This is a genomic window from Ruthenibacterium lactatiformans (genome assembly GCF_000949455.1).
In the GTDB taxonomy this organism is placed as follows: Bacteria; Bacillota; Clostridia; order Oscillospirales; family Ruminococcaceae; genus Ruthenibacterium; species Ruthenibacterium lactatiformans.
Genome location: NZ_JXXK01000001.1, coordinates 90,595 through 112,168, shown reverse-complemented (window position 1 = coordinate 112,168; position 21,574 = coordinate 90,595). Strand labels below are relative to the sequence as shown.

At 53.0% G+C, this 21,574-nt stretch carries 22 protein-coding genes and 2 other RNA genes; 5 read left to right on the top strand and 19 right to left on the bottom strand.

Annotated features, from left to right (window positions below; genetic code table 11):
- Nucleotides 1-60 precede the first annotated feature (60 nt).
- Complete coding sequence (locus TQ39_RS00530; RefSeq protein WP_009325685.1) at nt 61-501, bottom strand: MerR family transcriptional regulator; 441 nt, start codon at nt 499-501, stop codon at nt 61-63.
- Nucleotides 502-624: 123 nt separating this feature from the next.
- Between TQ39_RS00530 and TQ39_RS00525 the strand changes: the two genes are divergently transcribed.
- Genes TQ39_RS00525 through TQ39_RS20640 form a run of 3 tightly spaced genes read left to right on the top strand, consistent with a single transcriptional unit; the run spans nt 625 to nt 2,659 of the window.
- Nucleotides 625-1,164, top strand: coding sequence for a flavodoxin family protein (locus TQ39_RS00525; protein ID WP_050004179.1), 540 nt, complete (start codon nt 625-627; stop codon nt 1,162-1,164).
- Nucleotides 1,161-2,138 (top strand): alpha/beta hydrolase, encoded by a 978-nt coding sequence (locus TQ39_RS00520; RefSeq protein ID WP_333492256.1) that lies wholly within the window; start codon nt 1,161-1,163, stop codon nt 2,136-2,138. Before TQ39_RS00525 ends, TQ39_RS00520 begins: the two co-directional genes overlap by 4 nt.
- Entirely contained in the window at nt 2,135-2,659 is a 525-nt protein-coding gene (locus TQ39_RS20640) for a cyclophilin-like fold protein (RefSeq protein ID WP_117459734.1), read from the top strand. Before TQ39_RS00520 ends, TQ39_RS20640 begins: the two co-directional genes overlap by 4 nt.
- A gap of 224 nt (nt 2,660-2,883) precedes the next feature.
- Here TQ39_RS20640 and ssrA read toward each other — a convergent pair.
- From ssrA to pduL, 7 genes are all read right to left on the bottom strand, one after another.
- Nucleotides 2,884-3,232: a transfer-messenger RNA gene (gene ssrA / locus TQ39_RS19925) on the bottom strand.
- Nucleotides 3,233-3,258: 26 nt separating this feature from the next.
- A complete protein-coding gene (gene smpB, locus TQ39_RS00510) occupies nt 3,259-3,726 on the bottom strand; it encodes an SsrA-binding protein SmpB (RefSeq protein WP_009325681.1) in 468 nt (155 codons plus the stop codon).
- Nucleotides 3,727-3,799: 73 nt separating this feature from the next.
- Entirely contained in the window at nt 3,800-4,399 is a 600-nt protein-coding gene (gene recR / locus TQ39_RS00505; protein WP_009325680.1) for a recombination mediator RecR, read from the bottom strand.
- 33 nt (nt 4,400-4,432) lie between these two features.
- Nucleotides 4,433-4,777, bottom strand: coding sequence for a YbaB/EbfC family nucleoid-associated protein (locus tag TQ39_RS00500; protein ID WP_009325679.1), 345 nt, complete (start codon nt 4,775-4,777; stop codon nt 4,433-4,435).
- A gap of 18 nt (nt 4,778-4,795) precedes the next feature.
- Nucleotides 4,796-6,502, bottom strand: a complete 1,707-nt coding sequence (gene dnaX, locus TQ39_RS00495) for a DNA polymerase III subunit gamma/tau (RefSeq protein ID WP_050004176.1) — start codon at nt 6,500-6,502, stop codon at nt 4,796-4,798.
- Nucleotides 6,503-6,582: 80 nt separating this feature from the next.
- Nucleotides 6,583-6,681, bottom strand: an RNA gene (gene ffs, locus TQ39_RS19920) — signal recognition particle sRNA small type.
- 217 nt (nt 6,682-6,898) lie between these two features.
- A complete protein-coding gene (gene pduL, locus TQ39_RS00490; protein ID WP_050004175.1) occupies nt 6,899-7,462 on the bottom strand; it encodes a phosphate propanoyltransferase in 564 nt (187 codons plus the stop codon).
- A 106-nt stretch (nt 7,463-7,568) separates the two neighbouring features.
- Here pduL and TQ39_RS00485 point away from each other — a divergent pair, with 106 nt between their 5' ends.
- Together TQ39_RS00485 and TQ39_RS00480 are read left to right on the top strand one after the other, a co-directional pair.
- Nucleotides 7,569-8,138 carry a uracil-DNA glycosylase gene (locus TQ39_RS00485; RefSeq protein WP_009325676.1) on the top strand — a complete coding sequence of 190 codons (570 nt, stop codon included), beginning with the start codon at nt 7,569-7,571 and terminating at the stop codon, nt 8,136-8,138.
- Nucleotides 8,139-8,238: 100 nt separating this feature from the next.
- Nucleotides 8,239-8,550, top strand: coding sequence for a P-loop domain-containing protein (locus tag TQ39_RS00480; RefSeq protein WP_040910273.1), 312 nt, complete (start codon nt 8,239-8,241; stop codon nt 8,548-8,550).
- A 271-nt stretch (nt 8,551-8,821) separates the two neighbouring features.
- Here the strand turns inward: TQ39_RS00480 and TQ39_RS00475 are convergent, their stop codons facing one another.
- The 11 genes from TQ39_RS00475 to sdaAA form a co-directional block, all read right to left on the bottom strand.
- Complete coding sequence (locus TQ39_RS00475; RefSeq protein ID WP_050004174.1) at nt 8,822-10,111, bottom strand: alpha/beta hydrolase family protein; 1,290 nt, start codon at nt 10,109-10,111, stop codon at nt 8,822-8,824.
- A complete protein-coding gene (locus tag TQ39_RS00470) occupies nt 10,111-10,860 on the bottom strand; it encodes a carbohydrate ABC transporter permease (protein ID WP_242853436.1) in 750 nt (249 codons plus the stop codon). Before TQ39_RS00470 ends, TQ39_RS00475 begins: the two co-directional genes overlap by 1 nt.
- Before the next feature lie 150 nt (nt 10,861-11,010).
- Entirely contained in the window at nt 11,011-11,934 is a 924-nt protein-coding gene (locus tag TQ39_RS00465; RefSeq protein ID WP_050004172.1) for an ABC transporter permease, read from the bottom strand.
- 87 nt (nt 11,935-12,021) lie between these two features.
- A complete protein-coding gene (locus TQ39_RS00460) occupies nt 12,022-12,933 on the bottom strand; it encodes a type 2 periplasmic-binding domain-containing protein (protein ID WP_050004171.1) in 912 nt (303 codons plus the stop codon).
- Nucleotides 12,855-13,598, bottom strand: coding sequence for a type 2 periplasmic-binding domain-containing protein (locus tag TQ39_RS00455; protein WP_156146139.1), 744 nt, complete (start codon nt 13,596-13,598; stop codon nt 12,855-12,857). The genes TQ39_RS00460 and TQ39_RS00455 overlap by 79 nt, the downstream gene beginning before the upstream one ends.
- Before the next feature lie 246 nt (nt 13,599-13,844).
- The gene (locus TQ39_RS00450; protein ID WP_050004169.1) at nt 13,845-16,088 is read right to left on the bottom strand and encodes an AraC family transcriptional regulator; all 2,244 of its coding nucleotides are present in this window, start codon (nt 16,086-16,088) and stop codon (nt 13,845-13,847) included.
- 126 nt (nt 16,089-16,214) lie between these two features.
- Nucleotides 16,215-16,511 (bottom strand): DUF6514 family protein, encoded by a 297-nt coding sequence (locus TQ39_RS21940; RefSeq protein WP_055080792.1) that lies wholly within the window; start codon nt 16,509-16,511, stop codon nt 16,215-16,217.
- 111 nt (nt 16,512-16,622) lie between these two features.
- Nucleotides 16,623-17,333, bottom strand: coding sequence for a response regulator transcription factor (locus TQ39_RS00445; protein WP_050004168.1), 711 nt, complete (start codon nt 17,331-17,333; stop codon nt 16,623-16,625).
- A 2-nt stretch (nt 17,334-17,335) separates the two neighbouring features.
- Nucleotides 17,336-18,427 carry a sensor histidine kinase gene (locus TQ39_RS00440; protein WP_242853435.1) on the bottom strand — a complete coding sequence of 364 codons (1,092 nt, stop codon included), beginning with the start codon at nt 18,425-18,427 and terminating at the stop codon, nt 17,336-17,338.
- Nucleotides 18,428-18,602: 175 nt separating this feature from the next.
- Nucleotides 18,603-20,159, bottom strand: a complete 1,557-nt coding sequence (locus TQ39_RS00435; RefSeq protein ID WP_082052059.1) for a recombinase family protein — start codon at nt 20,157-20,159, stop codon at nt 18,603-18,605.
- A gap of 462 nt (nt 20,160-20,621) precedes the next feature.
- Nucleotides 20,622-21,566, bottom strand: coding sequence for an L-serine ammonia-lyase, iron-sulfur-dependent, subunit alpha (gene sdaAA, locus TQ39_RS00425; RefSeq protein WP_050004166.1), 945 nt, complete (start codon nt 21,564-21,566; stop codon nt 20,622-20,624).
- Nucleotides 21,567-21,574: the final 8 nt, after the last annotated feature.

Below are 21,574 nucleotides of genomic sequence, written 5' to 3'. Positions count from 1 at the left end.
AACCTCTCCAACCTTGTGTGCAAGGGTCAAACGGTATGTGCTTCTTTTAATTGTTTGTTTTTAATCATGGTGTGCATTCTCGTATGCTTTCCGTACATCCTCCGGCAAACCATTAGGAATCATGCTCCGCACCCGATCTTCGCTGCCATCCTGCGCTGCCTGCCCATAGTACCAGCACTTGAATTTCAGCATATCCAACACTTGGTTCATATGGGCAATTTCCGCCTCCAGTGTTTCCCTTTGCTTTTCAAAGAGTGCCTTTCTCTGGGAGTAGGTGGATGCACCTTTCACGCACCAGTCCATAAATTGCTTAATATCCTTGATTTCCAGTCCGGACTTTTTCAAACACTCAATAACCCTCAATGCTTCAAGTTCGGTATCACTAAATTTGCGGATGCCCGATACTCGCTCCATCTCCGGAAAAAGTCCCTGTTTATCGTAATAGCGCAAGGTAGAAATGGGCAAACCGAACATTTCTGAAACTTGTCCAATCGTATACATACGCTCTCCTGAAAAAATTACAAATAAATTTTCAAATCCATCTTGACCTAAAGTCAGGTTTATGTATTACCATAACTATAGCAGAAATGCAAAACCGATGCAATGGAAAAAGGAGATTTTTCGATGCGTAAAAATGTTTTGATTATTTCTTCCAGTCCTCGTAAAGGCGGCAATTCCGAAACACTGGCAGCATCTTTTGCAAAAGGCGCACAGGATGCCGGAAACCATGTAGAAACAGTCTGGCTTCGTGAAAAGCAGATTGGGTTCTGCAAAGGCTGTCTGGCCTGCCTCAAGGCCGGTCATTGTGTAATTAAAGACGACGCGGCGGAGATTGCCGCAAAGATGCACGACGCAGATGTGCTGGTGTTTGCCACCCCGGTCTATTACTACAGCGTCAGCGGCCAGTTTAAAACCATGCTGGATCGTGCCAATCCGCTGTTCGGTACGGACTATGCTTTTACAAAAGCTTATCTTCTGGCAACGGCGGCGGAGAATGAAGCAGCGACGGTAGAGGGCACTGTCAAGGCGGTACAAGGCTGGGTAGACTGCTTTGACCGCTGTGAATTGGCAGAAACCATCTTTGCAGGCGGTGTCAGCAGCGTTGGCGATATTGCCGGACATCCTGCACTGGAACAGGCTTATCAGTCAGGCAAGGAGGTATAAACGTGGAAAATTTAGAATTGACCCAAGAATGGGATAAGGTCTTTCCCAAAAGCAACAAAGTAGACCATCAGAAAATCACCTTCCATAACCGCTATGGCATCACGCTGGCGGCGGATATGTATACGCCAAAAAATGCTGCCGGAAAGCTCTCAGCCATTGCGGTCAGCGGTCCTTTCGGCGCGGTGAAGGAGCAGTCTTCCGGGCTGTATGCTCAGACAATGGCGGAGTTTGGATTCTTGACCATCGCCTTTGACCCGTCCTTTACCGGCGAAAGCGGCGGCAGTCCCCGTTATGTGGCATCCCCGGACATCAACACGGAAGATTTCTGTGCCGCGGTGGATTTTCTGTCCGTGCAGGAAAATGTTGACCCCGACCGCATCGGTATCATCGGCATTTGCGGCTGGGGCGGCATGGCAGTCAATGCCGCTGCTATGGATACCCGCATTAAGGCAACCGCTGCCATGACCATGTATGATATGGCTCGTGTGAACGCCAATGGATATTTTGACAGCGAAAACACCGCCGATGCCCGTTACGCAAAGAAACAGGCGATGAACATCCAGCGCACCGAGGACTACAAAAACGGCAGCTACGCTCTTGCCGGCGGCGTGGTCGACCCACTGCCGGAGGATGCACCGCAGTTTGTGAAGGATTACCATAGCTATTATAAGACCCGGCGCGGCTACCATCCTCGCTCTCTCAATTCAGGCAGTGGCTGGAATGTCACTTCTTCTCTTCCCTTTATAAATATGCCGATTTTGCAGTATTCCAGCGAAATTCGCTCTGCCGTCCTACTGGTGCATGGAGAAAAGGCGCACTCCCGTTATTTCAGCGAGGGTGCATATGAAAAGCTGACCGGAGACAACAAGGAATTGATGATCATTCCGGGTGCAAACCACGTTGACCTCTATGACAGCCCGACTGCAATCCCCTTTGAAAAACTGAAAAGTTTTTTTGAGGAATATCTTAAATGAAAGAACGGATTTTTCTTTGTCTGCTGTTAGCGACTGTATCGCTGCTCTGCAGCTGCTCTGAGCAGCGGTATGTTCCAGACAGTATATCGTCGCATGCAGAAATCACCGCCAAGCCGAGAACTACGCAACCTGAGAAAAGCACCACTTTGCCTGGGCCCGAGCCACAGGAAAAAGAACTCACGATGATCGTAAATGGTATGGCGTTGGATGTCTCGTGGGAGGATAATGAAACAGTTGAGGAATTGCTCGTCTATGCCCAAAACGGAACAATTACAGTAAACACTACGATTTACGGCGGCTTTGAACAAGTGGGCAGTCTGCCTCAGAGTTTTTCCAGAAATGATGTACAGATGACCACCGAGCCGGGAGATATTGTGCTGTATTCCGGCAATCAGCTTGTGGTGTTTTTTTCCTCAAACACTTGGAACTACACCAAACTGGGGCATATTAACTTGGCTGCGGAGAAACTGGCGGGATTGTTGGGCGGTGACTCAGCGGTTATTGAAGTCAAATACGAATAATCGAGCAGAAAGGACGCAAGGAGTGCGTTGACCTTATAATACTTCCTGTTCGTATTATGCACAACATCCAGCTCTAAAAATTAAAAAGTTTATACACAAAAAGGCACTACGGCAACCAAGGAGTGGCCGCCGTAGTGCCCGCTTTCGTTAAATGGCAGGGACTTTGCAAAAAGAAACTGGACACCCGCTCTGATACACATTGTGTCAAAATTGGTGTCCAGTTATGGTGGAGATGACGGGAATCGAACCCGTGTCCGAAAAGAGGTCCACGCTAGTATCTCCGGGTGCAGTTCACCTACAGGATTCCCCCATCGGCAGGCCGGTAAACGGGCCGCCGCTTCGGTAGCTTCATCAGTTCATGGCAGCAAACAAAGCTTGATGCTGCTCACGTGCACCGCTAAATGATGCCTTGACCCCGGCGCGCGGTAAGCCGGGCAAGACAGCTGCCTTTAATTAGGCAGCGACAGCTAATTTATTGTTGTTAGCTATTTTTTTGGAGGCGTTTTAAGTGCGTCCCCCGAGCACTACCCGCTGCTTTCGCTTTCCTCTCTCCGTCGAAACCTTTACATCCCCATATAAAAGGCTGTTCGATGACAGCCTTAACGGCGCTGCTCTTTCATGGCGCGGTCGATGTCCCGTTTTGCTTCCCGCGCCGCCATATCGGCTCTCTTGTCATAGAGCTTTTTGCCTTTGCACACACCAAGCTCCAACTTTACTTTACCACGTTTGAAATAAAGCTGCAAGGGGATCAGTGTATATCCTTGCAGCTTCTGCTGCTCCTGCAGGTGTTTGATTTCCCGTTTATGCACCAGCAGCTTGCGTTTACGCACCGGGTCCCGGTTAAAAATGTTGCCTTTCTCATATGGGCTGATGTGCATGCCCAAAACATACAGCTCACCGCCATCGATCTCCACCCACGAGTCCTTCAGATTTACTGCGCCGGTACGGATGCTTTTCACTTCCGTTCCCACCAGCTCGACGCCCGCCTCCATGGCTTCCATGACAAAATAGTCGTGGCGTGCCTTGCGGTTCACTGCGATCAACTTGCTGTTTTCCTGTCCGGCCATTTTGTCACCTCCTGCCGTGGGATAATAGAATACCCGATTGCGGCCCCTTTGTCAAGTGCTTCGCCCGCACACGTCACAATTCGCCGCGGTTTGCCAGTGAACGCCCCAGTGTTACCTCATCGGCATACTCCAGATTACTGCCCACGGGAAGTCCATAGGCAAGCCGCGTGGCTTTCACACCCAGAGGCTTGACAAGCTTCGCCACATACATGGCTGTCGCCTCCCCCTCCACCGTGGGATTGGTCGCCATAATGATTTCCTTTACACCGCCTGCCTGAATACGCGCCAACAGCTCTTTGATGCAGAGCTGTTCTGCGCCCACACCGTCCATCGGAGAAATCAGCCCGTGCAGCACGTGGTACAGCCCCCGATATTCCCGCGTGCGTTCAAACGCCGTCACGTCCCGCGGGTTTTCCACCACACAGATCACGCTGTGGTCCCGCGCCTCTCCGGTGCAGATGGCGCAGATCTCATCCTCTGTAAAATTCTGGCACACTCTGCAGCGATGGATTTTCGTATGGGCTTCTTCAATGGCGCGGGCAAAGTCCAGAGCTTCTTCTTTATCCATGCTCAGCACCTGATACGCCAGGCGCGTGGCGCCTTTCCGGCCGATGCCCGGCAGCTTGGCGAATTGTTCGATCAGCCGTTCCAGCGGCGCCGCGTTATATCCCATAATGCGATTCTCGCTCCTTCTGCGTTCTTCCCGTTACAGACCCAGCCCAGGAATATTCAGTCCGCCCGTCAGCGCACCCATTTCCTTTTCCGATGCTTCGTCCACCACACGCACAGCTTCGTTTACCGCCGCAGCAATCAGGTCTTCCAGCATTTCCACGTCATCTTTTTCAACAACGTCCGGGTTGATTTTCAGCCCTGTCACCTGATGTTTGCCCGTCATCTTCAGTTCTACCATGCCGCCGCCCGAGGTGACGCTGTACTCCGTGTTTTCCAGTTCCTCCTGCTTCAGACGCATATTCTCCTGCATCTGCTGCACCTGCTGCATCAGCTGCTGCTGGCTCTGCTTGCCGTACCCCTGCGGTAATCTTGCTTTCATTACGATTTCTCCTTTATATCATTCGTTTTCGTAAACTATTTCAACACCCTGCCGTTCCAGCTGGCTTAGAACGTCTTCGGCACTCTGTCTGGCCTCTTCCTCCTGCCTTTTGCGCTTGTAGGGGCCGATGGCATATCTTGTGCCCGTCACTTCGGCAATGGTTTTTTTGATAAGGTCTGCCGAATAGTCATTTTTGCGCATATACTCCAGGAAAAGGTCGCTTCCGTCGATCAATACACGCTTGCCATCATAAAATGCATTGGAATTGCGCAAATAGACAAACAAAAGCTGATCCTTGGCCTCCATCGCCGCAACGACTTTTTTCCATGCCGCAAACGGCTCCTGTACCACACCGTCCGCCAACGGCGGAGGCGGCGCCAGAGATGGCGCCGCCGGCTTCGGCGCGGAAGGCTCCTTCTTCGGTGCCTGCTGCGGAGAGGATACAGCCACAGGTTTGGCTTCGGCGGCTGAAGCAGGCATTTGGGCAGAGGACACAACCGCCGGTGCAGTTTCAGCAGCCGAAGCAGCTGCCGCACTGAACTGCGCTCCCGGCGCAGAGACAGAAGCCGCCGCAAACGGCTGCGGGGCGGCAGGCACAGCAGCAAAGGGCTGCGAAACAACAGGATGAACCGTCTGGACATCCGGCGCACCCTCGCACAGCTTGAACAACGCGACTTCCAGCTCGATGCGCGCGTCGGTCCCCTTCCCCATCTTGTCCAGCGCACCACATAAGATCTTGATGGCGCGTACCGCATCATTCTGAGGAACTTTGGGCGCAGCCTCCAGATACTTCCGCTCTTCTTCCGGGCTCACACCTACCAGCAGACCTTGTCCGCCGGACATTCCGGCAAGCAGCAGATTGCGGTAATGCAGGATCATTTCATCGCACAAGCGCTTGATATCGATGGATTTCTCCCGCAGCTCCGCCACCAGGCGAAGCGCGCCCGCCGCATCCTGCCTTGCCACGGCACCGGCCAAATCAAACAGGTAGCTTTTATCAGTCACGCCCGCCATACGGCGCACAACGTCCGCATCCACCTGGTTCGTCACGCCTGCGCATGTATCCAAAATGGAAAGCGCGTCGCGCATCGCCCCGTCGGCCAACCGCGCGATCAGCCCGGCGGCATCCGGCGTCAATTCGATTTTCTCCTGCCCGGCCACATACAGCAAACGGCCCTCGATATCCTGAGGCGCAATGCGGGTGAAATCATAGCGTTGGCATCGGGACAGAATCGTCGCGGGCACCTTGTGGATCTCCGTGGTGGCCAAAATAAAAATAACGTGGCTGGGCGGTTCCTCCATTATTTTGAGCAGCGCATTGAACGCCGCTGTGGAGAGCATGTGCACCTCGTCGATAATATATACTTTGTATGTGCAGACACTGGGCGTGTAAGCCGTTTCATCCCGCAGATCCCGGATATTGTCCACGCCATTGTTGGATGCGGCGTCGATTTCCACAACGTCCATCACACTGCCATCGTCAATACCCGTACATACCGGGCATTGTCCGCAAGGGTCTGCGCCATTCCGGCTTTGACAGTTCACTGCTTTGGCGAATATCTTGGCGCAGGTCGTTTTACCGGTGCCGCGCGTGCCTGTAAAAATGTAGGCATGTCCTACTTTGTCGTGCAATATCTGGTTCTTCAGCGCCGTGGTAATGCCCGCCTGGCCCACAACGTCCTCAAATGTTGCAGGACGCCATTTACGGTAAAGCGCACGGTACATATTCACGGCCTCCTTTTGAAGATGCGGCAAAAAACAGGACAGGACGCGGCGCTAAACGCCCGTTATACGGCTCGGCATACAGAGGACAGGCTGCCTGCGGCGCACAAGGCAGGCCACTTAATGCTGCTCGGTTCCCCGCCTGACATGGTTCATGGAGCCCCGTCGCACAGGGCCCGCCCTCTGTATGCCGAACAGTACAAACCTTCGCCCTGTCCGGTTGTTCTCTGATGCGGCTCCCCGGCCGCCGCACCTTCGCCTTTATACGGAACTGCAGACATGCGTGGCCACGGCCGCGTCTCCGGGTGTTTCGGGTTATATTATACTATATTTTCAAGCCGAATGCAAGAAAAAAGCGGGACGCGGCAAAAGCCGCGTCCCGCCTGCACGCAGGCATTCTTATTTAATGATCTCTCCGCTGTTGGGGCCGCCCGCAGCATTGCTTTCGTCGGTATCGATATGCATAGCCGTAGCGAATTTCTCGCTCACACGAATGACCACATCATCGAACACCAGCTTACGGCCGTTGCCGCCTGTAACGACCTTGACAATATCCTTGTCCGCCACGCCTGCGGCCGCTGCATCGGCCGGAGTCATGTGGATATGCCGCTTGGCAATGATAACGCCCTCGCCGATCTCCACCTCGCCTGCCGGACCGACAAGCTTGCAACCGGCAGACCCGACCACATCACCGGATTCACGCACCGGTGCGACAATACCAATGGAGCGCGCATCGGTCATGCTCAGCTCCACCTGCGTGGCGCTGCGGCACGGGCCGAGAATCGAAACATTGGCAAGCTCCTTCTTCGGGCCGACAACCGTCACGCGCTCGTTAGACGCGTACTGGCCGGGCTGAGAAAGCTCTTTTTTCACAGTGAGCTGATATCCTTTGCCGAACAGGGTCTCCAGATCGGCCTCGGTTACATGCACATGACGGGCAGAAGTTTCCACAAGAATATTCATTATAAGTCCTCCTTCCAGGTACAATACTATTTTAGCAATCCGCATTTAAAACCGCAAGGGGTATGTGCTATAATTAAAAGAATAAAGCAATAAAAGGTGATTAAAAATGGATTTTGAGCAATTAAAGCAAACCTGCCTTGTGTGCGAAAAGTGCGATCTGTGCTGCACCCGCACCCACGTCGTGTTCGGCACGGGAAACCCCAACGCCGAAGTTCTGTTCATCGGCGAGGCGCCGGGACGCAACGAGGACGAGCAGGGCCTTCCCTTTGTGGGACGCAGCGGCCAGCTGCTGGACCAATACCTGAAAGCGATTCACCTGGACCGCGAAAAAAATGTGTTCATCACAAACATCGTCAAGTGCCGCCCGCCTGAAAACCGGGACCCTCTGCCCAATGAATGGGACGCATGCATCCCCTATCTGCGCGAGCAGTTCCGGCTGATCAAGCCGAAAATCGTCGTCTGCCTGGGGCGTATCGCCGCGCAGCGCATCATCCGTCCGGATTACAGCGTCATGAAAGAGCACGGCCAGTGGGTGGAAAAGAACGGCGTTTACTTCACCGCCACACTCCATCCCGCCGCGCTGCTCCGAAGCCCGGGCAACAAGCCGCTGAGCTTCGCAGACTATGTCGCCATCCGCGAAAAAATCGAAGCCGTGTGCACCCACACTTATGATTGACCGAAGCGCAGGCATTATCCTGCAAACCCGCTGTAAAACAGCGGGTTTTTGTGTCAAAATCCCAGCATTTACATACTATGGACTAAAGGGGTGTATGCATATGCAACAGCAGGAATTGGATTTCTTTTTGGGAGCGCTTTCCCCCACCGGTTTTTCTAGTTATTACACACAAGTTGTAAAAGATGCGGAAACACAGACCTCGGCCCTTTTGAAGGCCGGCCCAGGCTGCGGCAAATCTACCCTGCTGCGGCGCATCGCGGCCCATCTTGAGGAACAGGGCGAGACTGTGGAGCTCATCCACTGCTCCAGCGATCCGGACTCTTTGGACGGTGTCATCTGCGGCGCGCGGAAATTTTCGGTAGTGGATGCTACCCCGCCGCACGGCGCGGTACATAAACACACTTTTTCATGAAGAATATATAACGTCATATTTAATTATTGCAGAATACATTGCAAATGTTTAAAATTCGACTTTTTCGGCAAAACAAGCATTGCGTTCGCCCAAAAGCAGGTTCGCGGCTTCGTTTTCATGCTGCACGCGGTACTTTGCGGACAGAACATGCACAGAATACGGGACCCTTTTGTACGTATTTTCTAAAGAAAATGAGCAGAACGGAAAGCTGCCTTTAAAACAGCTTTCCGTTCTGTTATATACGTCTGCCGAATCTCGCCGGCGGTGTGTTTTACATATCTTCCAGGGGATTCGACCACGTATAGTGCAGCTCTGTTTTTCTCCAGTCCATGCGCTCCATCATGACGTCCATAGGCGTTCCCGCCTGCTGCACAGGCCGGAAGCTGACGATATTGTTCGCAGACGTCTTTCCGAAGAACATCTCATCACAGAAATCCACAATGGCGATCCAATCCGCCGCCTGAAATTCGTGTTTTCCTTCTCGGAAATGCAGAGCATTTTTTTCGGGGACACCCAAAAAATCAAACACTTCCTGCGCGGCACGCCAGGTGACCTGGGTGCCGAACGTGTTAGCCCAAACATCGCCCAAGCCGTCCGTTGTGATCAGTGCGCGCGGCGCAATCAACGCCTTTGCGAAGTGCATATCAAAGGGCAGGCGGTCCTCGTCTTGCAGTGTTCCCAGTTTGTCCAGAGAAAAGTTCGCCATAAACTCCATCTGATTTTTGGCCACCGGGAAATTGGAACGCGTATAGCGCTTTTGCCGCGCACCGAATTCTCCAAAGGCGTCCGTCCACCAGTATCCCAGCATGTCATTGATGCTGCCGGCCGTTTCGCACAGACCAATGCCTTCGCCGTAGCGTCCGCCCAAAAAGCGGAAGCAGCCCGCCCCGCCGCAGCCGGAGCCGTTGGGTGCGCACAGCGCGATGCGCTCGTCGTAAATTGCAGCGCACAGCGCTACCTTGCCGCCGCGGGAATGTCCTGTGGCGATGATCTTATCGGTATCCGCCCAGTCTGTTGTGAACAGATAATCCACCAGGCGGCTGTGTCCCCAGGCCCACATGGCAATGGCGCCCCAGTCGCACTCCGGGAAAGCCTTCGCCACAACACCGTTAATGGCGTCTCCGTTGTCCGGAGCGAGCTGTTCCTTGTCGAATTCCATAATGGCATAGCCTCTGCGGCAGACGATCTCCTCTTCTGCCGGAGAACCATGGGTTCCAGTAAATTGATTCCAAGTGAAAACAGGGACCTTGCCTTCTTTCACCGGCCGGATCAGGTCTGCATAAAACACGACCTCGCCCTTCCGTCCTGCCGTGAGCTTTATTGTTTCAGCCACGGCCTTTCCGTTGTAGACAGGACGCGAGAAAACGACCTCGCCTTTTGTTACGCCGGAATCTTTAGGCATATGTCCGTACAGGTAATGGGCAAGCATTTCTTTGAGATATTCCCGCTGCGCAGGCCATTCCTCGGGCACCATCACACGGCTTCCGTCCGGTTTTTCAAAGGGGTCCGGAAGTTCCGGGATGCTGGGCAAATCGTCTTTTTTGCGAAAATAGTATTCCATTATTCTTTTACGCCTCCAACCATAACGCCAGAAACAAAATATTTTTGCACGAACGGATACACTACTAAAATAGGCAAAGTAGAAACAACGATGGTAGCATATTTTATCATTTCGGACAACGCCAGCATACTTGAAGCGTCGCCACCCGTATTGACCATGGACTCTGCTGAGCTGGTGAGCAGAATCTCCCGCAGAAATATCTGTAGCGGGAATAATTCACGACTGCGAAGAAACATAGCTGCGGGCAGCCATTCATTCCAGCGTGCCACTGCATAGAACAGCAGTATTACCGCCACCGTCGCTTTACTTAACGGGATAATAATACGGAACAAACAAGTTATATCGGACGCGCCGTCCAACTTCGCGGCTTCAATCAGACTTTCGGGCACACTTGCGAATGCTGTGCGCATCACAATCATATTATATGTGTTCAGTGCCAACGGCACAAGGATAGCCCAACGCGTGTCGATAAAACCGAGTTCCTGTATCCATAGATAAAATGGCACGATGCCGCCGCTGAAATACATTGTGAAGAGGATGAACATTGTGAGCGGTTTTTTAAGCATATAACCTTTGCGCGAGAGTACATATGCTCCGAAGAAAGTAAGAAGCATGCTGATGGCCGTACCTCCTACCACATAGATAAGCGTATTGGTATAGCCTGTTAGAAGATCATTTGTGAAAACACGGCTGTATGCTGTTAGTGAAAAGCCCTTGGGCCACCATAGCAGCGTAAAATCGTGTTTCATGAACTGCGCCGGGTTGCTGAACGAGGCAAACACCACATACAGGAAAGGATACAGGCAAACAATTCCAATGAGCACAAGAAGACAGTGATTGCACACATCGAATACCTTGGCACCTAGGCCTTTTTTTCTACCATTCTTCTCCTCTCCTTCTCACCACAGGCTCGTCTCACTGACCTTGTCGCTGATTTTATTCACAATTACAACGAGGAAAAAGTTTACAATCGAATTGAACAGGCCCACGGCCGCACTGAAACTGAAATTTGACTCTACGACACCCTTACGATACACAAATGTGGAAATCACATCTGCCGTCTCATAGATGCTGCTGTTGTACAAAAGCAGTATCTTGTCGTATCCCACGCTCATGAACTGACCTACACGCAAAATGAACATAATAATGATGGTGGGCATAATAGCCGGAATCGTCACGTGGAGCACACGGCGGAATCGTCCAGCGCCGTCCACAGCGGCCGCGTCGTACAGCGTCGGGTCAACGCCGGAAAGCGCCGCCAGATAGATGATGGAGTTCCAGCCCAGCGTTTGCCAAAGATCACTGACAACATATATGGAACGGAAGCGGGCGGGATCCTGCAGCATTGTCTCGGCTGGAACTCCCACCATTGCCAGCAACGAGCTGACGAGGCCGGTGCTCTGAGTAAATTCCTTGATAATGCCGCAAATAACTACCAGCGAAATGAAGTGGGGCAAGTAGCTCACCGTCTGTATGGTACGCTTGAATAGCTTGCTTTTCACTTCGTTGAGCAACAGTGCAAATACGATAGGCAACGGGAATGTAACAAGAATAGTATACAGACTGAGCAGCATGGTATTCCGGATGGTTCGCCAGGCGTAAGGCCCGCTGAAAAATGCGATGAAATGCTCGAGGCCCGCCCATGGGCTACCCCAAATGCCTGCGCCGAAATTATAGTCTTTGAAGGCGATCTGTACACCGGCCATAGGAATATAGGAAAACAGAATATAAAATGCAATCACAGGGATTGCCATGATATAGATCCAGCGGTTTTTCACCAGATCGCGGCGCAGGTCACGCAATATGTGACGGGTGCGATTCATGATCAGTCTCCTTCTGTCGGCAGACATGCCGTCAGGGCGCAGTCCGCTCGAATAGATTTATGTCGGTTCATTTTGGGCACCGCCCCTTCATGCGGTGCGGTTATAATAGCGCTGCAGTGCGCCTTCCTGCAGTTCCAGCACACGGTCGAGCCCCATGGTCTTGAGTGTTTGCTGGTACTGCTCAAAGTTTGAAAGCGGTTCCGTGCCCATGATGAATTTCGAGAACATTTCCTCCACATAGGTGGACAATTCATTGTAGGTGTTGGCATATTCGCTGGCCTCCTCCGTCAACATCGTAATAGAGGGCAGGCCTGCGCGCACCGAACCGTTGGCATTCGATGACCAGAGATCCAGCGCCGCAATATTCTCGTCTACCGCGCCATCGGGCAGCGAGTAGTCGCGCTTGAGCACGAGACGCTGGGTATGATCCTGCGGATAGGGACCGTTGAGGTTCCGGTAGCGGGAGAAAGCCTCGGACGGCGTGTACTGGGAATCATTAAGAATCTGTTCCGTCAGTTCCGGCCAGCCGTCCACCATCTGATACGACTCGCCCTCGATGCCCCAGTTAAGCAGCATATTGCCTTCATCGCTCCAAGCGTAATCCAACACACGGCACGCCGTGGCAATATCTTTACAGGATGTTGTAATTGCGGCACCGGAGGCCGTATAGGCAAGGTTTCCCTGACGATAGCGCAGCTGCTGACCTTCTTCCTTCACGGGGTTCAGCACACCAATTGGATAGAAATCAGAATCAGGATCGAGCGCCAGAACTTGTCCGCGCAGTCCTCCGATACCGATGGGCATCATCTGGACCCATGCCCCCACCTCGCCGTTGACGATCTTTGTGTGCATCGTGGTGGCATCCTGCACCATAAAATCCGGATCCAGCAAGCCTTCCTCATACAGTCTATGCATAAATGTCAGATATTCGCCGTAGCCGTCCTCGGCTGGGCCGTACTGAATTGTGCCGTCCTCGCGCAGCGCAAAATCGCTTCCCATGCCTGGCATGCCCACAACGGGCAGCGTGATGTCGAATGCTGATGCAAAACTCTGAGCCAGCGTGGCATGAGTCCAATAAACGTTTCATCATAGGGCTCACGCTCGATAGTGTTCTGCCACACACCGCTGTCCTGGCTCGTATAGGTATATATAGCCGGGAAACAATAAATATTGCCTGAGTCGGTCATGATTTCTTTTGCAACGTCCGGGTGCGCCTCAAGATATGCTGTAAAATTCGGCGCATATTCCTCAATATAATCGTTCAACGCCACGATCTTTCCATCCGCAATGGCGGCGTCCGGACCGCCCGGATAGGCGTTCAACCAGCTGTAATACATGATGTCCGGCATGTCAGGCGAGGCAATGATAAGATTGAACTGTTCGGCGGACTGGCCGCTGGCAGGCTGCTGCCATACAATATCTACACCCAAATTCTCCTCGTATTTCTGCCAGCCTAAAGATTCGTCGAAACCTGAAAGTACGCTAGACGAAAGATTCAATGGATCCATCCACCAAGTGACGGACGTGGCCGTCCCCGAAGTGTTGGGCAACTCTCCATCTGGTCCGTTGCCGGATGACGGAACCGGCGTGCCGCCTTCACCGCAACCTGCCAGCGAGAGCGCCATGACTGCACATGCGAGAAATGCGGAAATGCTCTTCTTCATGTTTGTACCTCTTTTCACTCCATTTTATTATCCCGAAACGTCCGGGTTTCAACGCTTTCAGTTTATCAACCATTCGTCAAAATTGCCATCTTTAGTTTTTAATGCAATGTATTTTTGTTTTGTATTTACAGTTTTTCGCCATCGCTAGTTTTTTGTCTATCACTATTTTTTTCAAATCTATTTGTAAACCGCACAAAAAAAGCGGGAAAGTTTTGTCAACCTTCCCGCCGAGACGACATTTCAAGCTCAGCTGTTGATGCTTCCGGGCGTCGTGCCCTCATATTTTTTGAAGATACGGATAAACGTATTGATATTTTCGAACCCGGCCTCATGCGCGGCTTGCGCGACCGAAATGTGCCGTTCCAAAATACACTGCTTCGCATATTTGACGCGCAGGCCGCTGATGTAATTCAAAAGGCCGATCCCTGTTTGCTGTTTGAACAGGTTGGAAAGATACGGTACGCTCATGCCCAGGTATTCCGCGGCCCGGGATACATTGAAATCCAGGTCTCTGTAATGCTCATTCACACACTGCATGATGCGCTCCATCGGCTGTTCCCGCGCTGCGCCCGCCACAGTGTGAAAGCCCTCACAGGCGGCGGATGAGCGAAGCACCGTCGCCATCAGCATCTGTGCTATCTCATCCCGAGTGCCTGCGTGGCGCAGCAGATGCAGGTCCGCCCGCAGCGCCTCCCGCTGCTGCTCCCACACCTCGGGCATGGTTCCCAGGCAGCGCAGAATACCGCACAACAGGTCATACGCCAAACAGCGGCACATGCTGACAGGGAGCTCCTGCTCTTCCCAATTGTGCCGCAGGATCATCTGCAGAACAGAAGCTGCTTCTTCTTCATTTCCTGCCGCGATGTAGCGCATCAAAAGCTCTTCCTGCTCACTGGAAAGCCGCGGCACCTGCGCCGGTTGCAGAGTCGGCCCGCATTGTTCCTGACAACCGGCGGCTTTTTCATGCTGTTCGCGCAGCGCTTCGTTGGCCGCCAGATAAGCAAGATGGATGTTTTTAAAATCCCGCCATGGTTTTGAAAAGGCGCACAGAAAATCCCCGCCCGCCTCCCGCGCCGCGCGTTTCAGCAAAGCGTCCAGCTCCGCCACGGTTTGTTCGATCCCACTGCCGGTGGCCGCGTTTAAAAGTATGCTCCACTGGCGTCCGCGCGGCAGAAGATAAGCCCGGACGCCCTGCGCCATATGGTTCAAAAGATCCTCCAGCGCTTCACGCTCACTGCCGCTGTCCAGCAGCGTCTCCGCTCCGCCTCCGGCGTCCAGCAGGACCACACCGAACCAATCGCCGCTGAAGCCGGCATCCAGACGCTCCAGGACCTGATGCAGATGCTTTTCATCATATACAACGTCGCCTTCAATGCAGGACTGCACAAATTCCTGCCGCAGCTCGTTCCTCTGGTTCTCCCACAGCATTTGTATCTGATCTCTGCTGCTTTTTGCGTCTGTAAACGCAGCCAACAGCTGGTCATACTCATTTCCGCTCAGCGCGTGGCCCGCTGTGCCGGCAAGTTCCTTGCGAAGCCGGTTAAGCGGCTTGTATTGGATATACAAAAAACACAGACACAGCACCGCTGTCATGCAGACCATAGCCAGCATGACCGGGAGTGCCCGGCGGATGATCCAATCTGACTTTGCACCGATGGAAGACATCGGTACGACCGTGATAAGATGCCACCCGGCTTTCGGGAGCCGTTCGCGCTGTATCCAGTAGAGCTGTCCGCCCAATGTGATCTCCGAGTCCTCCGCGGAAGACACGTCGGCGTTTTCCAGCAGCTCCGCAACCGCAGCATCACCTGTTGCGCTCAGCAATGAGCCGTCCGAATCCAGCAGCACTGTCGTACTGTCCTCAACGGCGGAGTTTGACTGGATCATTCCCGCAATGGTTTCGGGGTTCATCACTTGTACCAATGTTCCTTTTGGCGTTCCGCCCACAAGGGGCACGCTCGTCAGCATCAATGCTTCTGATTTTCCGCCTGTTTCAAACACATACAGCTCGTTGTAATGATAGTCCTGCAAAAGTGTGGTGAAATCCCCGGCAGACATGGCGGCTTCCAGCCTTAACGAGGTGTAAAATTCATACAGTCCGTAAATTGTATCTTTGGAAAGAGTCCTGCCGATATTGTCCATGTAAAGATATCGGCTCACCTCTCCGCCGGACTGGAGCGCGTATACCGAAAGAGACTGCTGAATGGGCTGCAAATTGTAATATTTCGAGCCGCTTGGATCAGGCGTAGAAACAAAATCGTTTACCAGATAATCGTTGCTGATCTCATACGCACAGCGCTCCAGTTCATCGAAATAATCATTGATCGCGTTGTTGCTCTGCTTTTGCAGCGTCTGCGTAATAGATTTATATTCACTGATGAGCTGGTTTCGCGCATTGCGCCCCAGCATAATGCACATGACCACCATCATCAAGAGCAGCAGTCCATAGGAAAGACACCAGGTATACAATACGCTTTTTCGTTTAAACATCTTCCCCATCCCTCTCGTTAGCCATAGAAATTATTATAGCACACATGCAGACGGCGCGCAAAACATCGAAACAAAAGAGACTGCGGACGCCCTCTCTTCGATAGCGCCCGCAGCCCCAATATATCCTTAATAAATAGCAGCAATATGTATATGCCGTACAGCCTGAGAGAAAAAGCTTTTATTCTTCGCCACACGCGGGGAACCGCACGCAAGCATATCCTCAACCACACCTTCGAAATGCACAGAGGCGACACGCCGACGGTTCATGCACCCCGCCATCAACTTTACATGATGTTTGTTTGTGGAGATATCTTCGATTTTCCGTCGGACCCCACCGTCTTTCCAAAGTGCGATTCCATAGGTCCTATGAACCACACCGTGCTCATCTCTTATCGCTCCTGCTGTTACAAAATAATACTCCAACTGGAATCCGCCCTTTCCGCCGAAAATAATAATTGCAGAATCCAGTATACTGAAAAAAGGCGTTAATTGCCGTTAAGAAACCGCGGGCAGCCGCCAATCTTCCGTTAAGACTTATTCCTTTTCCCCGTCCAGCATCCGGTAACCGACGCCGGTCTCCGTAAAAATATATTCCGGCTCCGCGGGGTTCTTTTCCATCTTGCGGCGAATATTTGCCATATTCACGCGCAAAATCTGATTGCTGCCCCCTGTAACGCCGGGGCCCCAGGTCTCCCGCATCACAAAGTCGTAAGTAAGCACACGCCCGGCATGGCGCGACAGCAACGCGACGATATTATATTCCGTTTGCGTCAAATGCACATCCGCACCGTCTACCGTTACCCGGCGCTTGTCATAATCGATGCGCATTTTGCCCGCACGGAACACGCCGCCCGATGCATTTATATCCGCTCTGTTCTGGCTGTGGCGCAGCGCTGTGCGCACACGGGCCAACAGCTCGCTGGTCCCAAAAGGCTTTGTGATATAATCATCCGCGCCCAGATCCAAAGATTCCACCTTATCCCGCTCATGGGAACGCGCCGATACAACGATCACCGGCGTCTGTGTCCAGCTGCGCACCGTACTGAGCACTTTCTGCCCGTCGATATCCGGCAGGCCCAAATCCAGAATGATCAGATCCGGACAGTAGGAGGACGCCATCATCAACGCCTCCTCCCCCGTGGCTGCGCGTTTCACCTCATACTGGTTCGCGCGCAGAACCGTTGTGATGAAACTGGCAATGTTGCTTTCATCTTCCACCAGTAAAATCAAATATTTGTTTGCCATTTTTATTCCTCCTCCAGCGGAAGCCGAAATGTAAACTCCGCGCCGCCTCCAGGCACGTTGCGCGCCTCCATGGTTCCGCCGTGCGCTTTTACAATACTGTTGCAGACCGAAAGGCCGATTCCCATGCTGTGGTGGGCGTCCGCATGGTCCTCTCTGTCCCTTTGAAACATGCCGTCAAAAATATGCGCAAGCCGTTCCGGAGAAATGCCCGCGCCGTTGTCACTAACGCAAAATTGTGCGTTTTTCCCCTGCCGTGACACGGTAAGCCTTGCTCTTGTATCCGGCGGAGTATGAAAAGCCACGTTTTCCAGCAGATTTATGATCACCTGCTTGATGAGCATCGCATCCATGGGCACCATCAGCAAATCGTCCGGCACAGAAGCCGAGATCACGCGTTCCGGGAAACGTTTTCGAAATTTTGAAACAGCTTCTGCAACAACTTCCTCAGCCGCCTCCGGTACTTTATTCAAATTCGCTCCCACCGCCCCGTCTACACGCGTAACCGTAAGCAGATTTTCAACCATACCCACGAGCCATTCGGCATCTTCGTGTATCTCTCCCAGCAAAGTAAGGCGTTCTTTTGCTGTGAGCACACTGTCATTTTCCAAAATCGCAGAACTTGCCCCCAGAATGGAAGTAAGCGGCGTGCGCAGGTCATGCGACACGGCTCGCAGCAGATTGCTGCGCATCTTTTCGCGCTCTGCTTCAAGCTGAAGCTGTCCCTGTTCCTTGATGCGGGCCGTCATCGTGCTTGTTGTGACGGAGACAATGAGCGCACACAAAATCGTTACAGGATAACCGGGCAGCGTGAAATTGAACGCCCAGTACGGATAGGTGAAAATAAAGTTGGTAAGCAGCACGCCCGCGACTGCGGCAAAGGTTCCGTACAAAAAGCCCTGGGTAAACCTTGCAATCATGAACGCCGCCAACACATAAATGACCTGTACAGCCGCCATGTAATCATCTCCCGGGTTAAGTTCCCGCAAAATGATGCACGACGCTGTCGCCAGAAACAGACCGAACAGCGTTTTCAAGCAGTCTCCTGCGGATACGGGAAAGCACCGCTTGAAAAATCCGCTTATGCGGTTCGCCACAAAAATCACCTCTCCCTGTCTCATGCTCAGGAACTGCAATAGAAAAGCTCTTCTATATAATAACAAAATCCAGCAAAAATTCCTAGTACCCAGCTTTTGTGCGGAACGGCGGAACGGCAGATACAAATAAAATACGGAATATGCCACAATCTCCACGGCATCCACGAATTTTTTCTCAAATCAGCCAGTCGATTTTTATTTCCTGCGCACCTGTTTTACCATCTCTTTCTCCTATCTGAACATCTTGAATAAAAAGAGCCGCCAGTTCCCTTGTCAGAGCGGATGCTTCCGTAATCTCCTGTAAGTAAGTCTCCAGTTTCGTCCTGCCTCCCGGCGCTTTTTGTTCCTCTTTTTCCTCAAGAGCCAATGCTTCGAGCCTGTGTATCAATTCTTTTTTGTCCGCAAGGTAAACCCGGTTCAGTTCCAGAAACTGTTCTTCTTCCAGAATGCCACGGGATTTGTCCAAATACAGGTCGTGCAATGCCTTGACCCGCTGCTCAAGCTCCATCTTCAGGCGCAATTGTTCCTTTGTACGGCGTTTCCGGTCGCTCTGTGCAAGATCTTCCATAGCGCATACATCCGCCTGCTGCGGATCGAAATAGCGATTTATATGACATTGCAGCCGGCGCAGCACCTCCTCCTCCAACCAGTCCAGGCGGATGTTATGATTTGTACACAGAGGCTTGTGCGTCGCATACAGCTTGCACCTGAGATAAGAATATTTGCCGGCAGCCCGGCCGTTGCTGTAGCGCTGCATCGCGCTGCCGCACTGCATACAATGGACTTTCCCCGCCAGTGGATGCACCTCTCCCAGCCCCGTGGAGCGTGTGCGCGCATGCAGCATTTCCTGTACGCGCTCGAACGTTCTGCGGCTGATGACCGGCTCATGGGAATCTGGCACAATGATCCAATCGCGCTGCGGTACAGAAGCCATCTTTTTGGATTTATAGCTGATTTTTTTTGTGCGCCCCTGTACAAGGTCTCCCGTATACATCTGATCCCGCAGGATACGGCTTACTGTCGTGCGGTTCCACAGCCCATGGTCGTTGTGCGCTGCGCCGTTACGGTACGGATAGCCCATCGCCTGCTTGTGCCTCGTCGGGTTCGGCACGCCGTCCCGGTTCAGAATGGCCGCGATGCTCTGTGTGCCATGCCCCGCCAGATACAGCGCGTAGATGCGCCGCACCACGGCGGCCGCCTGCGGCTCCACGATCAGCTTATTTTTATCCGCCGGGTCTTTCCGGTAGCCGTAAAGCGGGAACCCTCCGATGTATTGTCCCGCCCGGCGCTTGTAGTCGAACACAGTACGGATATTTTCCGATAAGTCTTCCAGATACCACTCGTTGACAAGGCCGTTGATCTGCCGCGCTTTTTTGTTGCCCTTGATGTCCGTGTCCACGTTGTCGACCGTAGCGACAAAACGAATGCCCCACTCCGCGAATAAGCCGTGGATGTATTTTTCGACCAATTCCATGTCGCGCGTAAAGCGCGACTGTGTTTTCACCAGCACAATGTCGAACCGCCGCGCCTCTGCATCCGCGATAAGCTGTCGAAAGGCCGGGCGCTCCCGGTCAATGCCGGAGTAATCTTCATCACAATAAATATTGTAAATGTCCCAGCCCTTGTCCAGCGCGTACTTGATGAGCATGGATTTCTGGTTTTGGATGCTCTCGGACTCCGATTGCTTCTCCTCATCCTCCCGGCTCAGCCTGCAATAAATCGCCGCCGTCATGGCACTACCTCCTGCACAGTGTTCTGCTGCAACGGCAATACGGCCACATCGTTTTCAAAACAGCCGTCACACACAGGAAGAATTTTCTGTACGGGATTGTAAGTATTGCTCCATTTTCTGCTGAACGGATGTCTTCCTTTCAGCCTCTGTTTTCGCCTGAAAGGATTCTGTTACAATAAATATTGGCCGTTTCATATAGATCGCCCCGGTAATACTTATGCATCAGCAGCCCGTCCCTATCGCTCGGCAAACAGGACATTCTCCGGCAAGGAGCCGCACTGCCTGTATACCGCCACTCCGTTTTCGCAAATAAGAACATCTTGCATTTGGCTTTTAGCGCGGAATCCATCTTGAATGCGCATAAATTCCATTTCCACAAAAAAGCTCCCCGGAACAGTCAATTGGGCTGTTTCGGAGAGCTTTTTCTTATTGATTCGTATCTTTTTGATTTGCAGATTTGCGTTACATCCTGCAGGCGCTGCACCCCTGAGGGCATGCAGGAGAGGCATCGCCCTCTTCATTTTTGCCGAACACCTGTTCGTACAGCCGCTTGCCTGCCGGCGTCGCCGCGAGGCCTCCTTCTGCTGTTTCCTTCAATGCCGTGGGCATCGCGTCGCCTACGCGCTTCATCGCGAGGATCGCTTCATCGGCGGGGATAGGGCTGCGAATGCCAGCCAGCGCGAGCTGCGCCGCAACAAGAGCGCCCGCCACGCCTGCCGCATTGCGGTGGATGCAGGGAATTTCCACAAGACCGGCCACAGGGTCACACACAAGACCCAATACATTGCCCAGAGAGATGGACACCGCGTCACCCAGCATATCCGGCGTGCCGCCGCACAATTCCACAAGAGCCGCCGCAGCCATGGCTGCGGCACTGCCGCACTCGGCCTGACAGCCGCCCTGCGCGCCCGCAATGCACGCATTGTTTGCAATCACCATACCAACCGCTGACGCCGTGAACAGTGACATCACGCAAGCGCGCTCCGGCAGCTTACGCTCTGCCTGCAACGTGAGCACGGCGGCCGGCAGAATTCCGCAGGAGCCTGCCGTGGGCGCCGCAACGATACGGCCCATTGCCGCGTTCCATTCGCTGACTGCAAGCGCGCGGGTGAGCGCGCCGGAGAACACCCCGCCGCACAGCACGTTCCCTTCCCGCTCTGCACGTGCCATACGGTAAGCGTCTCCGCCCGAAAGGCCGCTGGCCGAACGTACGCCGGGCGCTTTCCCCTCCTCCACGGATGCCGCCATTACCGCGTAGCTTTTGCGCATGATTTCATACAATTCGTCCGCGCTCTGTTCCATTTGTACCGCCTGCTGCTCCAGCACCAGCTCAGAGAGCTTCCTCCCGCTTTGTTTCGCTGCTTCGATCAATGCGGCGATTGAATCATATCTTAAATCCATTCTCATTCTCCCCC